Here is a 14,650-nt window from a genome sequence, read left to right as displayed (position 1 = left end):
GAAAATTTGAGAATCTTCGAATATTATTTCTGCAATGATTTTTCTGCAACTATTTCCCGGAATGGCTTGTGCAGCACTTTGCTTTTCGCCCACGCCGGGAAATCAAAATATTCGAAAGCAGTTTGTTCAAAATGATCGGCCTCTAATTTATCGAGGTGTTCCGAAAGATCGGCGAACAATGGCGCCATTTCTTTTTCATTCGAAGTCTTCGAAATTTTTTCCGCAAATTTCATCAGCACATTTTCGAATTGGTAAGAGCGATTTCTTGTTTTCAGATAGCGCTGCACATTGCGGCTTACATAAGGAAGAAGATCGCGGTGATCGAGTTCTATATGGAGAATGAGTGAAAAAACCTGCGCGACTGCATAGATCCATTCGTTCTGGCCAATGGCAGGATCGTTGATCACGCGCGTGTTCCAGCGCAACGCCTGCTGCAGCTTGCCTGCGCCATAGCACGCCACTGCGCACGAGATGCAGAAATGCGCTTCACGTATTTTACTGATGCGCCCTTCGTATTTTGCAAGTCCGCCTTCAATTTTCGGAACGAGAGTCATCGCTTTTTCAAATTCGCCCATCGTATTATAAAGCGTGATCTCGATGCTGTATGCGCTTGCAAAAAGTTTGATCTCGAGATCTTCATTGCGCGCGGTGTCGAGTTTTTCGGGAAGCGCACGAAGTTTTTCCAGGTTCTTCAGCGCCTCATCATTTTTTTTCAGATGCTGGCAAACGTAAATGAGATTCGTGAGCACACCGAAATATACATTCGGTTCATCGCGGAAAATATCAGTGTTCTTTTCAATGAGTGAAACGTTCGCAGAAAGATGCTTGTAACAATTATCAGCATCGGCGATCGCGAAATAATACGCGCTGTAAGTGTGGTGATACATGAAACGCGCATTCACACTAAGTCCCTCGAGCGAGTGATCCTTGAGCGAAGCGTCAATGAGTTTGCGGAAATCTTCGAGCTGATGTTTTTCTCTTGCGCGTCCTTTGGTATTGAGCAGCATGAACAAACGGCTCTTCACATTCCACAGATCATTGTAAGCACGGATGTCTTCCGCTACTTTTTTATCTTCTTCCTGCAGTTTCAGAATATCTTCATCCGTCATCCCGGAATAACTGTCTTTTTCTGCGAGCGCTTTTTCCATGGCGTGTATCTGCACGAGCGCAGCATGTTTCTCGAATTTTTCGGCAAGGCGTTTTACACTTTTCAATCTTTTCGCGCATTGATCGTACAAAGTTTTCTTGTAAAGAATTTCTGCATAATGCAATTCTTTCCACAACTGCGCGTCGGCCGAACTGTTGTGATGAAAAACATCGAGCGAGCGGAGAATGGTTTCATACAAACGCGACTTGGTGATGGAAAAATTATTGAGCAGCGATTCTCCCTTGAATTTTTTCAGCAAAGTTTCTTCACTGTATTCTTTCATCTTTTCGATCGCATCAAAAAGCAGCACATAATTATTCTGATCACCGATCGTATGTCGGCCGGCGAAAATTTTAAAATGTCTTTTCTCCTGCTTGGTGAGCGAAGAAATCAGTTTATGAAGCGTATCGGATGACTTTCCTGACATGTTTATTTATTTCAAAAATTATTGACCATTAGATCGGTTAATTTTTTGGAAAACTGCCGTGATCCCTGATTTTACTTATTGTGGAAATAACCTTCGGCTCTATAATGGAAATCTGAACCTTCGGTGTTTCTTCCAATAATGAAGTTAATGGATAATTGCCGTATATCAATAAAAAATACAACGTTCACAAAGGCATATTGGTTGCCTCTTGACATGTTAAATGATAAAAGTTTGTTGTAAAAGCGCTGGACTACGAATGAGAACGCCAATTAGCTCATTAGTTACCAGGCGATTGAAAATTCAAAACCACCGCAGCAGGGTCTTTGACATGTTTAATTGCCCGTTTACATGAATTGGAATGCAGCACTGCACAAAATAATTTCGATCCTGTATTGGTAAATTTCATGCGATCAGCTGCGGGGTCCGGTTTCAAAGGGGATGTTGGCCGGGCCCCCGGCAATCGCAGAAAAAAATTCTCCACTTCTTCTTGCCGGGTTTTATTAACTTAACAATATGAAAAAAATACTTTCTCTTGCAGCATCTGCTGTTCTTGCAACAAGCGTGGTTGCTCAATCTTCTTTCGAACGCCTCGATATTAATCACTTCAACGCCGGATTCAATGCTGCCGGAGATCAGTTGTCGTTGATCCCGAATTTTACCAATAACGTGATCACGCCTTATAACCAGGTTCCTTTTTCAATCGGCAATCTCTGGATCGGCGGCTATGACCAGGGAGGACAATTGCATGTTGCAGCGCAAACGTATCGACAGAACGGAACCGATTTCTGGGCCGGCGCTATGGATACTTCTCTTGCGGTATCATCAGGATTTCAAACCAACTTCTACAACAAAGTCTGGAAAATAAATAAAACAACAGTCGATAGTTTCCGTCTTGGATTATTCACGGTTGTTCCCGCTTCTATAACAACGTGGCCGGGAAATGGAAGTGTAGCGAACAATGAAGGACATCTGCTCGCACCTTATGTTGATGTGAATGGAGATGGAATGTATAATTATCTCGATGGCGATTACCCGAAGATCCGTGGCGACCAATCTTTGTTTTTTGTTTACAACGATTCACTTGACACGCAGGACCATGGTGAAACGGGAGGCAGAAGAATGGGAGTAGAGATCCGTTGTCTTGCTTATGCAGTAAATTGTAATGATTCCGCTTTGGCAAATACGATCTTTCTTCATTTCGATATCATCAACAGATCTTCCACCACTTATGATTCTACTGTTGCAGGATTATGGACCGATCTTGATGTAGGAACTTCATTCAATAACAACGTAGGAAGTGATAGTTTGCAGAATGATTTTTATTACTACAGTAATTATTTTGCAGTAGGAGCAATTTTTCTCAATCGAACAATGACATCGACCATGAATTACAACAATGATTTTTCTGTGACCGGAAATCCTGTCGGCAGTGCCAATTATTACGGATACATGCGCGGCCGCTGGAAAGATGGAACTTCACTGACGTACGGAGGAAACGGATACGGAGGAACCAGCAACACTTCTTATTGCTATACCGGAAATCCATTTTCAGGAACGGGATGGAACTCCGGAACCCCGGTTGATCGTCGTATGCTGGGATCAATAGCGCCATTTACCCTTCAACCCGGCGAAATTTATTCTGTTGACATGGCTTACGTCGCTTGCTATGATCCCACTTCTACTTTGAATCTTTGTGTTCCCAATCTCAAGCAGAGAATGCAATCGATCCGGAATTATTATACGAATGACCTTACTCCCTGCGGCGATAATATTACCTCTGTACCCGATGCAGCGGTAAATTCTTTCACAAATATTTTTCCTAACCCCGTTTCATCTTCATTCACGCTGCACACTTCTTCATTACAAACACAACCGTATTTTATTTTCGATCTCACAGGCCGCCAACTCACAGGCGGAACTACGTCCGGAAATGAAACTCATATTGATGTTGAAGGTCTGCCGGCGGGAATTTATTTCCTGCGCACAGGCGAAGGCGCACACGCCAGTGCGATGAAATTCGTGAAGACCGAATAATTTTTCTATCACAAAGGAACGTGTAACTTTAACCATGTTCCGCAAAAGAAATGCTGCAGCAAAAAAATGGCGTCACTCGTTGGCGCTTTTTATTTTTCTGTTCGGATCTTTTTCCAGCGGATTTTCCCAGTCACTCAACTTCAGAAATTATTCTGTGGACGATGGACTTCCATTCGTGGAAGTGTACACGATCTTCCAGGATGCGAATGGAAATCTGTGGTCGGGTGGTTATGGCGGGCTCAGCCGTTTCGATGGAATTTCATTCACGAATTTTTCTCCGCGCAGCGGTTTGCCCAATCACTGGGTCACTTCCATCAGCGAAGATGGCAATCACGATCTTTGGGTGGGAACCATCAGCGGCGTTTCCCGTTACTCGGAAAATAAATTCACGAATTACAAAAAGCAGGACGGCTTGCCCGACGATTATGTGAATTGCCTGCTGCATGATAATTCAAACGTGTTGTGGATAGGAACTTCAAAAGGAATTTGCAAATACAACGGTGATAAATTCCTTTCGGATACTTCAGAGGGCCCGCATAAAAATTTTATTCTCTGTTTTTACCAGCAACAGAATTCGCAGAAAGTGTGGATAGGAACGGATCACGGAGTTTTTCTTTTTGAAAACGGGAAGTACACTTACTTCGATGTCGCACTTTTCGGAAACAATTCCATCACCGCTCTTACTGCTGATAAAAACGGAAACATCATTGCCGGAACTTCCGATGGCATTTTCAGACTGGAAGACGGCCATTTCAAACTCATTCTCACCCCGCAGGGTTTCGATATGCCCGCTGTAAATTCGATGATCACCGATCGCAACGGAATAACATGGATCGGATCAGGAAATGGATTGTATTCTTTCGATGGAAAAAAATTTACCTACTACCGCATCTCGAATTCAGATGTGAATGCCGATAACGTGGTGAGTCTTTACGAAGATTACGAAGGAAGTTTATGGCTGGGAACACACACGGGAATTTTCCGTTTTCGCGGTGAAGGATTCATCAGTTACGGAACGGCAGAAGGGTTGAATTCCAGTTTCATTTTCGGAATTGATAAAGACAAGAATGGAAAACTCTGGGTGTGTTCGGAAAATGACGGCGCTTACAAATATGACGCATCAGCGCCGGCCGGAAAAAAATTCATACGTTTCAGTAAAGAGGAAGGGCTTGCTTCCGATAAATCGAATACAGTTTGTGCGATGGAAAATAATGACGTGTGGATAGGAACTGATCGCGGACTGAGTGTGATCACCAATGGAAAAGCAAAGAATTTTCATCGCAGCAACGGATTGAATTCCGACACTGTGAATTGTATTTTCCGTGACCGCAAAGGAAGATTGTGGCTGGGCGGCGGAAAAGGCATCACACTTTATGAGAATGGGAAATTCATCCCTTATTATATTTCTACTGATCCGGAAATGAATTTTGATGTGTGGTGCATTGCAGATGACGATGACGGTAAATTGTGGGTGGGCACCTACACCGCCGGACTTTATGTTTTCGATACGGGCACCGGAAAATTTTCTGATGGAAGAAAAAAACTCGGCATCAGCGCCGATTCTTATTTTTCAGTTTGTGAAGACAAGCAGGGAAAACTTTATTTCGGAACCCTCGACGGAATTTTTATTTACGATCATCACACCACCGATCACGTTGGCGAAGAAAACGGATTAAGTTCGGAACTGATCTATTGCATGTCAATGGATAAAGAAAAAAATTTCCTGTGGGCGGGAACCAACCAGGGATTAAGCCGGCTCGATGTGAATGCTTATGATAAAGACGGTTCTAAGATCATTACCACATTCGGCAAGGAAGAAGGATTTTCAGGAGTGGAAAGCAACACGAACGGAACGTACCTCGATGAGGATGGTGTGATCTGGTTCGGAACTGTGAATGGACTCATCCGTTATTCCCCGGATGATTTTGTAAAAAATTCGGCGTACACAAAAACTTCCATCACCGGCGTCCGTTTGTTTTACAACGATACTGCGCTGGCAAACGGAGCTCTTCTCAATTGGGACGACAATAATATTTCATTTGATTATGTTGGTATCTGTCTCACGAATCCTGCCAAAGTTCAGTATCAATTCATGCTCGAAGGATTTGATTCTAAATTTTCTCCGCCTACAAAAGAACGCACGGCTCGTTACTCGAATCTTCCTCCCGGGAATTATACATTCAAAGTGATCAGCGCAAACAACGAAGGACTGTGGAATAATGATCCCGCTGCTATTTCTTTCACGATCGAAACTCCGGTATGGAAGCAGGCATGGTTCTGGTTGCTGCTCACCGGAATTTCAATTTCGATTCTCGGCCTGGCAATTTTGTGGAGAATACGATTGATCAAAAATAAAGAACGAGTTGAATCGGAAGTGCAGGTTGCGCTCGCGCGTAACGAGCTCAAGGCATTGCGTGCGCAGATGAATCCGCATTTCGTTTTTAATTCACTCAATTCCATCCAGCATTTCATTCTCACCAATAAAAGTGCCGATGCAGGAAAATACCTGAACAAGTTTGCGCGATTGATGCGTGTCATTCTCAATAATTCTGAAAAATCAGTCATCGCACTTTCCGAAGAGATCGAATACCTTAAATTATATCTTGGCCTCGAGGAAATGCGTTTCGAAAATAAATTCGAATGGTCGATAGAAGTGGAAAAAGATATTGATGCCGATTTTTTCGAAATTCCTGCTATGCTGCTGCAACCTTACGTCGAGAATGCGATCCTGCACGGACTCACGCCGGCGAAACAAAAAGGACATCTGAAAATTTCAATGAAACTCAAAGGAGAAACGCTGGTGTGCACCATCGAAGACAACGGAATAGGAAGAGAACGCGCAAGAGAGATGCGCCAGTTTTCAAAACGCAAGGACGACAAATCGCTGGGCATGAAGATCACGCACGACCGGCTTGAACTCATTAATCGCCTGCACGGATCACAATTGAGTCTTGCAATAACCGATCTTTACCACGAAGACAAATCGCCGGCCGGAACCCGGGTTGATATATTCATACCTGTTTCCTAATTCGTACGAAATACAGATATTTACAGATATACGAAATACTGATAATAACGAAAAACTCCATACTTATGATAAACTCCATTATTGTAGAAGACGAAAAAAAAAGCATGGAAGTGCTTGAAGCGCTAATCAAAGCAAATTGCCCCGATGTGAATATTATCGGCGCAACAGATTCCGTTGCTTCGGGCGTGGAGTTGATCAAGAGTGCGAAACCAGCCCTCGTTTTTCTCGATATAGAAATGGCGGATGGAAGCGGATTCGATCTGCTTGAAAAATCGGCCGGAAGTGGATATGATGTCATCTTCACCACCGCGAGTGATGCGCATGCGCTGCGCGCGATCAAGTACAGCGCTATCGATTATCTTCTTAAACCGATCGATGCTGATGAATTGAAAGCTGCTGTCGACAAGATCCGCGCAAAATCGGCGAGTTCTGCCAATCTCGATAACCTGAAATTTCTGCTGCAGAATTTCCGCAAACCAAGTGAACATTATTCGAAGATCACTTTGCCAACGGGGAATGCGTATGAAATTGTGAATGTGAAAGACATTATCCGTTGCGAAGCCGATGGAAGTTACACCACATTTTTCCTCGAGAATAAAAAGAAACTGTTGGTGTCGGCGAGTTTAAAACATTACGAAGACATTCTTCCTTCCGATGAATTCATCCGCGTGCATCACGCACATCTCATCAACATGGGACATGTGGTTCGTTACCTGAAAGCAGATGGAGGATATGCCGTGATGAGCGATGGAACACAGATAGAAGTTTCGCGACGGAAAAAAGATGCGTTCCTCCAGCGACTGAATAAAGTGTAGTAAGAAAAAGCGGAAGTTTTCAGCGGTAGCGGGCAGCAAAAATAATCTGTGTGTAATCAGTGAAAGTCTGTGGCAATATTATTTTCTTCTGCCAGATTTACGTTTTGGTGAATTAAAATAATGCAAGGTTACAGCGCAGATCCACTTTCATTTTCCAATTAATCGGCTCACTCTTCCAATTGTGCGTGAATTCTCACCACTTGTTTTCCGTTCAGAAAAAATCCAGATTTACCAATGAGAATTGTCGTATAAGAATGACACAGCGCGTTGTTTTTTTTCTCTTCGCCAGATAATCTTTTTCTTCTCCCGATTATCACAGTTCACTCACCATCTGTTAGAAGTCGCTATCCTTCCTGTATTTGTCGTCGTAATATTGAGTGGAAATCAGCAATACAAAACATAGAGTGTAAAGCTGGTGACCAAAAATAAATTCCGCTCTTTCAAATTTTGTTACAGAAGAAAAAGGCCCTGAGCCACCGGGTGTGAACAGATGGATGGCGTATTCGGGGATGTTGCGCTGACTATTTGTTGCACCCGGCTTTTTTTCTGTAAAAAAACTGTAACAGAATTCGCAACGGGCGTTATGATCAAAACAAAGAAGGCGAGCCGCAATGAAAAAACGGCCAATAAATAACTGAATGTTTAATCTTTTAAAACAGTGTGCCATGAAAAGGACTCAAGATTATCGGAAAGGTCACTCGTATCACGTAGACGGCCTCGGCACCATCGGCATTGTATTCGGAATTGCATGCGTTGGTTTCATTCTCTATAATGTGTTTCACGTAATTTTTACATGAGTGTGTGTGGAATCCCGGTTTTGTCGAAGCCCAAAAGCTGAGTTCGAAACCGGGATTTATTTCAATAAAAAAACAACAAGAAAATTTCAAATTCCAAAACTCAAAGAGAATTGAGTTATCAGTGAATTAAATTTTAGAATTTGGAGTTTGAATTTTGGAATTTTACTTTGTCACTTCCGGCCTTTTCAACGGCCGCCACTATATAGAGTAAGTATCCGGACATCCTGTCCGGATTTTTTTTTAAACGCTTCAATCGTTGAACATGTTTAATGATGAAATTATTTTGTCCGGCATTAATAAGTATTACCAGTTAATTTTATTCCATCAGAATTCATCCCGGCAACTATCGGGACAAAAAAAGATACCATGAAAAAAAAATTACTTTCCTTCTGCACACTTTTCTGCTTTGTGAATTTTATTCATTCGCAGAATTGGGCCAACGCCCGTCTCGACATCAACGGCGTGAGCGCGCTGGTCAACTCCAACGGCGATCTCTTCTGGGATTATGCTTCCGCGCAATACACCGTTCCTAAAGGCGGAACGGCCAACACCATTTTTGCCGGCGCATTATGGATCGGCGGACTCGATACATCGGGACAGCTTCATCTCGCTGCGCAAACGTATCGCCAGAGTGGAAATGATTTTTATCCCGGGCCTGTTATGAATTCAGTTTCCTATTCTGCAGCAACTGATGCGCAATGGAACAAAGTTTGGAAGATCAATAAAACAGCGGTCGATTCTTTCTGCACGTGGTGGGTGAATCATTCTGTTTATCCCGGCTACACCATTCCTTCTTCAATTCTCAACTGGCCGGGCAATGGAAATGTTGCACTCGGTGAAGCGGCGCAACTCGCTCCTTATGTAGATGGGAACAACGATGGAATTTATGATCCTAATTTTGGAGATTATCCCTGTATAAAAGGAGACCAGGCCGTGTTCATGATTTTCAATGACGATCGCAATGCGCACGGAGAAACAGGCGGACAGAAAATGAAAATTGAAGTTCACGCGATGGCGTATTCATTTATTGCTCCGGGAAGTTATCTCGACAGCGTAGTTTTTCTCAATTATAAAATTTACAATCGCTCATCGAATGATTATGTGAAATCGTACATCGGAAGCTGGATGGATTTTGATATTGGTGCGTATGATGACGATTACATTGGTTGCGATGTAACAGGAAATATGTTTTACGGATACAATGGCGATGCGAATGATGGAACATCTGCAGTACCAACAACCGGAACTTACGGAGCAAATCCTCCTGCGCAGGGTGTGGTTTTTCTGCGCGGCCCATTGGCAACTCCCAACGATGGAATAGATAATAATCGCAATGGAGTAACAGATGAAGCGGGTGAAGTTTGCATGATGAATCATTTCAATTATTATAACAATGATTTTTCTGCAATAGGCAATCCGGTAACAGCGTGGGATTATTTCAAATACATGGATGGATTCTGGAAAGACAGCACGCATGTTACTTACGGCGGAAATGGTTATGGAGGAACAACAAATTGTGATTTCATGTTCCCTTATAATTCCGATCCGCTCGGATGGGGAACGAATTTTGTTCCAGAACCAACATGGGATGAGGGAACAGTTGGAAATACACCATTCGACAGGAGAGGAATGGCTTCATCCGGCCCATTCGATTTTTATTCAGGAGAAGAATTGTGTGTCGATTTTGCTTTAGTGTATGCCCGGCACGACACTTCCATTTCGTGGATTCCGCGAAGCGTTACAGCAATATCCGGGTATGCTGATTCTGTTGCGGCTTTTTATCAAACCACTTCTCCATGCACGTGCGTACCGAATCCACTCGGGATAAAAAATGTGAGCGAAGAAAATAGCATCGGTGTTTATCCTAATCCTTCGAATGGAAATTTCACGATCAGTTGGAAACCGAAAACTGCCGCTGCTAAATTGGAAGTGTATGATGTTTCCGGAAAAGTTGTACTCGTGCAGACCATCAATCGCAGCACCACAGAACTGAACATAGAAAATTTTTCTTCAGGAATTTATTTTTTGAGGATTGAAGACGGAGCAACTGTTGCAGCAACGAAGCTCATCAAAGAATAAATTTTTTTCTGCCGGATATTTTTTACGTAAATGATGTGAATGAAAATTACCAGTAATAATTTCATTTTATTGCAGGTCAAATTCATCTCCCTCAAAACCGCATTTGTCGAATTCCTGCAAACGGGAACGGGCTGCACACGTATAGCAATAAACAAGGAGTACGTTTCCCCCTAAATTCCTTTTATGAATAAGTCTGTCCGTGAAATGAAATTGGATCTCTGTATCCGAATGAATGATCTTATAGTTTCCTATCTGCGCTCCACTGAAAAATGTTCCTGGAGTATTTTCGATGAAGGCGGAGTGGAACTTAAAAAAGGAATGATCCAATCAGGATCTACACATGTGATCGGGCTCGGAAATATTGCACCGGGATTTTACCAGTTGTGTGTAATCGACGGCGACCAGCTTCACAATTCGAGATTCCGTCTTCCCTGAAAATTATTTTTTTCTGAAACAATAACCGGCAAAGGCGATTATTTTTTTCGCAGTAATATTTTTTGCTTCCAGGAATCCCATGTGTCCCGTGCGCTCGAGCGCAACGAAGCGGCAATCGTGCGGCAGTTTGGAAATTTCTTTCAGCGAGTCTATCGGAATAACAGGATCCCGCGTTCCGGCAATGATCATCAATGGAAATTCTGCATCGCGGAAAATATTTTCCCTGTTCTTTCTTGCTTTCATTCCTTCGAGGCAGGCAACGATCGATTGTTTTTTTGTTCGCGATGCAATTCTCCTCGCCGCATTTATTTCCTTCTTCATGTATTTCTGATTCGCAACAGCAAATAAATTCATCACGAGTTGATTCGTGTATTTCAACGGATCACGCTTTACAATTTTTATGGCACGGTCGCGATCTTGTTTTTTTTCATCACTGTCGCCGCGGGGCGTGGAATGAAAAAGACAAAGCCCGCTCAGTTGCTCCGGATATTTTTCTGCGAATGCCATCGAAACATATCCGCCCATAGAATGGCCAACGAGAACATAACGCCGCAAGCCGAGTTCATTCATCACATCTTTCACCACATCAGCCATGCGTTCCATTTTCTGCACGTATCCCATCACTTCCGATTTTCCGTGCCCGGGAAGATCGATAACTATCACACGGAATTTTTTCGCCAGCTCATTTGCAAAATCATTGATAAAAAAAATATCGAGCGATTCGAGAAAACCATGAACAAGAACGATCGCTCTCCCTTTGCCAACATCGGCATAGCGGATCTTTGCACCGCGGGAGATCATGAATTTTGCAGGAACAGAAAACATATTATTCACCGTGTTTTCGGTTTACTGTTTTCAGTTCCTAAAATGCAAACCGGAAACTGAAAACTCATTTTTTCATCAACGCCTCGATCTCATCCGCCTCTATCGGAATATTTTTCATGAGATCCTGGTTTCCTTTTTTCGTGATGAGAATATCATTTTCAATCCTCACGCCTATTCCTTCTGCCGGAATATAAATTCCCGGCTCGCAGGTGAAAACCATTCCCGCTGCGAATTTTCTGTAGCGGCTTCCCACATCATGCACATCGAGCCCGAGGTAATGCGAAGTGCCGTGCATGAAATATTTTTTGTAAGCCGGCCATGCGGGATCCTGTTTTTTAATATCTGATTTTGAAATGAGGCGCAGCTTGAGCAATTCTTCTTCCATCGCCGCGCCAACCTGTTTGTGATATTCCTGGATCGTATTTCCAACTACTAATTTTGTCATCGCGAAACGCATCACCCGCAGCACCGCATTGTAAACATTTTTCTGGCGCTTCGTGAATTTTCCATTCACAGGAATAGTGCGCGTGAGATCACTCTGGTAATTGGCATAACCGGCAGCGAAATCCATCAGCAGCACATCGCCGTCTTTACATTGTTTGTTGTTGATGTTGTAATGCAGTACACAGGAATTTTTTCCTGAAGCAATGATCGGTTCATATCCGGCGAAACCCGATCCTGCTTTTACAAATTCATGGCCGAGTTCCGCTTCTATTTCATATTCCCACACACCGGGTTTCACAAAATTCAATAAACGGCGCAACCCTTTTTCAGTAAGATCACATGCTTTCTGGATGAGTTCCACTTCCATGTGCGACTTGAGCGCGCGCAGTTCGTGCAGGATGGGTGCGCTGCGAACATACGTGTGCGCGGGATAAATTTCCCGGCACCATTTGAAAAAACGGGCATCACGCGTTTCCACTTCCACATTCGCACGCACATGTTCATTTGTATTCACATAAATATTTTTCGCTTCGAAAATAATTCCGGTGATCACCTGTTTGAACTGGTGGGTCCAGTACACTTTTTTTATTCCTGAAATCTTTGTTGCCTGTTCTTTCGAAAGTTTTTCTCCTTCCCATACGGCAATGTGATCATTCGTTTCGCGCACAAATAATATTTCGCGATGTTCTTCATCGGGGCAATCGGGAAATAAAACAAGAATGGTTTCTTCCTGGTCAATTCCGCTCAGGTAAAAAATATCAGCATGCTGGCGGAATTTCATGGTGCCGTCGGCGCTCGTGGGCATCACATCATTCGAATTGAAAAATGCGATGGAAGAAGGTTGCATCTGTTTTGCAAAACGATGACGGTTCTCAATGAAAAGAGAAAAGTTGATGGGAGCGTAGCGCATAGGAAGATTTTTTTGGAATGTTAAAGATAGGATGAATTACAGAACACGGCAGTTCAAAAGAAAATCGATTCAGTCTCCGTATGAAAAATTCTTTTGCGCCTTTGCGTCTTTGCGGTCAAATAAAAGAATGGATTATGAACCGCGAAGGCGCTAAGACGCGAAGTTCAATTGCAAAAGAACAAACTTATCCATTATCAGAAAATCAGTGAATGAAAATTCAAATTGGAGTAAGTACAAAGCTTAGTGTCACACAATGAAAATGTTCAATAAAAAAGCTGTCGCAGAAGGACAGCTTTTGAAATGAAAAAAAAATCGTGCTATTGTTTTTCCACTTTACAGACCACGGGAGAAGTTCCCGCTGCCGAAACAGAAACATAATAGATGCCGGGAGTAATGCTGCCGAAATCAAAATCTTTTCTGAAGTTGCCGAAACATTGTGCAATATCTTCCGAATAAACTTCCTGTCCGAGCATATCTGTTACACTAACGTGAAGATCTTTTTGCTGAAGAATATTTGCCGACAAAGTAAATGTTCCATTGAATGGATTCGGATACACCGCCATGTTCGTGAAATTTCCCGATGGATCATCAATGCCCGCAGGGGTGGTCCATTTTGCGATCGCATATAAATTTCCGGATTGATAATCGCCACCCGCATACAACGCACCATTGATCGTTGTGAGATCATACACGCGCGTGCTCGGGTACGGAGGATTTGTTCCCACATCACTCCAGAAACTTCCATTGTAGGAATCAACACAATCACCACTTATAAAATCGCCACCCATGTAAGCGGTGGAATTATAAGATCCCGTTGCATAAACTGTTCCGCCGCCCCATGAACCTATTGCGCTGAAAGCACTTCCATTCCACAATGTGATCCCGTTATTCGGTGTTGCAAAATTTCCACCAATGAGAAGATCGGTAAGATGCGGAGTCATGCTGTACACCCAGTAGCTTGCGCCGGTTCCTACAGAAGACCATGCACTGCCGCTCCATTTCGCCATGTAACTTCCGGGCGATGTAAATCGCCCACCGGCATAAAGAGAACCGGAATAACTTGCGAGTGTGAGAACACGATCGTTGCATCCGGAAGAAAGCGCCGACCAAGTTGATCCATTCCACATCGCAATATTAGTTGCAGCATTTCCTCCGGCAGTTGTGAATTCTCCTCCGACATAAAGGTTGCTGTTGAATACGGCGAGTGCATACGCGGTTCCATTGAGCCCGGTGCCGAGCGCCGACCATGAAGAGCCATTCCATTTTGCAATATAATTTGCAGGAGTTCCATCTGCAGTGGTGAATGCTCCGGCTACATAAAGATTTCCATTGAACACCACCATCGCATTTACGTCACTGTTCATTCCGGTTCCCATCGCCGTCCATGCAGCGCCTGTCCAGATAGAAATATTATTCAGCGTGAGAGAAAACGATCCGTCATTCACAAACGAACCACCGGCATAAATTTGCGAATTGTAATAAGCGACTGCTTTTACATTTCCTGCAATTCCGGAAGAGAGATTCGTCCATTGGCTGTAACTGTTCAGCGACAAAACAACCAGAATAATTACGAGTAGATTTTTTTTCATAGAGAAAGGGTTAGAATTAGTTTTGAAAAGTAGGTATTAAATGGAGACACACTCCTGATAAAGGTCACTACTGAGTGAACTGCTGTTCGGGTGAGGAAAAGGTCGTTTCGGGAACAATTA

General features: G+C 43.2%; 9 protein-coding genes. 5 read left to right on the top strand and 4 right to left on the bottom strand.

Features of this window, described 5'->3' with window-relative positions; translation table 11 throughout:
• Window positions 1-23: 23 nt before the first annotated feature.
• Complete coding sequence (locus tag HY064_02730; protein MBI3509550.1) at window positions 24-1,574, bottom strand: hypothetical protein; 1,551 nt, start codon at window positions 1,572-1,574, stop codon at window positions 24-26.
• A gap of 513 nt (window positions 1,575-2,087) precedes the next feature.
• Between HY064_02730 and HY064_02725 the strand changes: the two genes are divergently transcribed.
• The 5 genes from HY064_02725 (at window position 2,088) to HY064_02705 (ending at window position 10,762) form a co-directional block, all read left to right on the top strand.
• On the top strand, window positions 2,088-3,608 hold the full coding sequence (locus HY064_02725; GenBank protein ID MBI3509549.1) for a T9SS type A sorting domain-containing protein: 1,521 nt from the start codon (window positions 2,088-2,090) through the stop codon (window positions 3,606-3,608).
• Window positions 3,609-3,642: 34 nt separating this feature from the next.
• Window positions 3,643-6,636 (top strand): histidine kinase, encoded by a 2,994-nt coding sequence (locus tag HY064_02720; GenBank protein MBI3509548.1) that lies wholly within the window; start codon window positions 3,643-3,645, stop codon window positions 6,634-6,636.
• Between the two features lie 65 nt (window positions 6,637-6,701).
• A complete protein-coding gene (locus tag HY064_02715; GenBank protein MBI3509547.1) occupies window positions 6,702-7,451 on the top strand; it encodes a response regulator transcription factor in 750 nt (249 codons plus the stop codon).
• A gap of 1,163 nt (window positions 7,452-8,614) precedes the next feature.
• A complete protein-coding gene (locus HY064_02710; protein ID MBI3509546.1) occupies window positions 8,615-10,327 on the top strand; it encodes a T9SS type A sorting domain-containing protein in 1,713 nt (570 codons plus the stop codon).
• A gap of 183 nt (window positions 10,328-10,510) precedes the next feature.
• A complete protein-coding gene (locus HY064_02705) occupies window positions 10,511-10,762 on the top strand; it encodes a hypothetical protein (protein ID MBI3509545.1) in 252 nt (83 codons plus the stop codon).
• A 3-nt stretch (window positions 10,763-10,765) separates the two neighbouring features.
• Here the strand turns inward: HY064_02705 and HY064_02700 are convergent, their stop codons facing one another.
• The 3 genes from HY064_02700 to HY064_02690 form a co-directional block, all read right to left on the bottom strand.
• Window positions 10,766-11,563 (bottom strand): alpha/beta hydrolase, encoded by a 798-nt coding sequence (locus HY064_02700; GenBank protein MBI3509544.1) that lies wholly within the window; start codon window positions 11,561-11,563, stop codon window positions 10,766-10,768.
• A gap of 88 nt (window positions 11,564-11,651) precedes the next feature.
• The gene (locus tag HY064_02695) at window positions 11,652-12,941 is read right to left on the bottom strand and encodes an aminopeptidase P N-terminal domain-containing protein (protein MBI3509543.1); all 1,290 of its coding nucleotides are present in this window, start codon (window positions 12,939-12,941) and stop codon (window positions 11,652-11,654) included.
• A gap of 317 nt (window positions 12,942-13,258) precedes the next feature.
• Window positions 13,259-14,530: a T9SS type A sorting domain-containing protein gene (locus HY064_02690; protein ID MBI3509542.1), complete on the bottom strand. Its 1,272-nt coding sequence runs from the start codon at window positions 14,528-14,530 to the stop codon at window positions 13,259-13,261.
• Between the last annotated feature and the right edge of the window lie 120 nt (window positions 14,531-14,650).

The sequence above is a fragment of the Bacteroidota bacterium genome, assembly GCA_016194975.1.
Lineage (GTDB): Bacteria > Bacteroidota > Bacteroidia > Palsa-965 > Palsa-965.
This window is presented reverse-complemented; position numbering and strand designations above follow the sequence as displayed.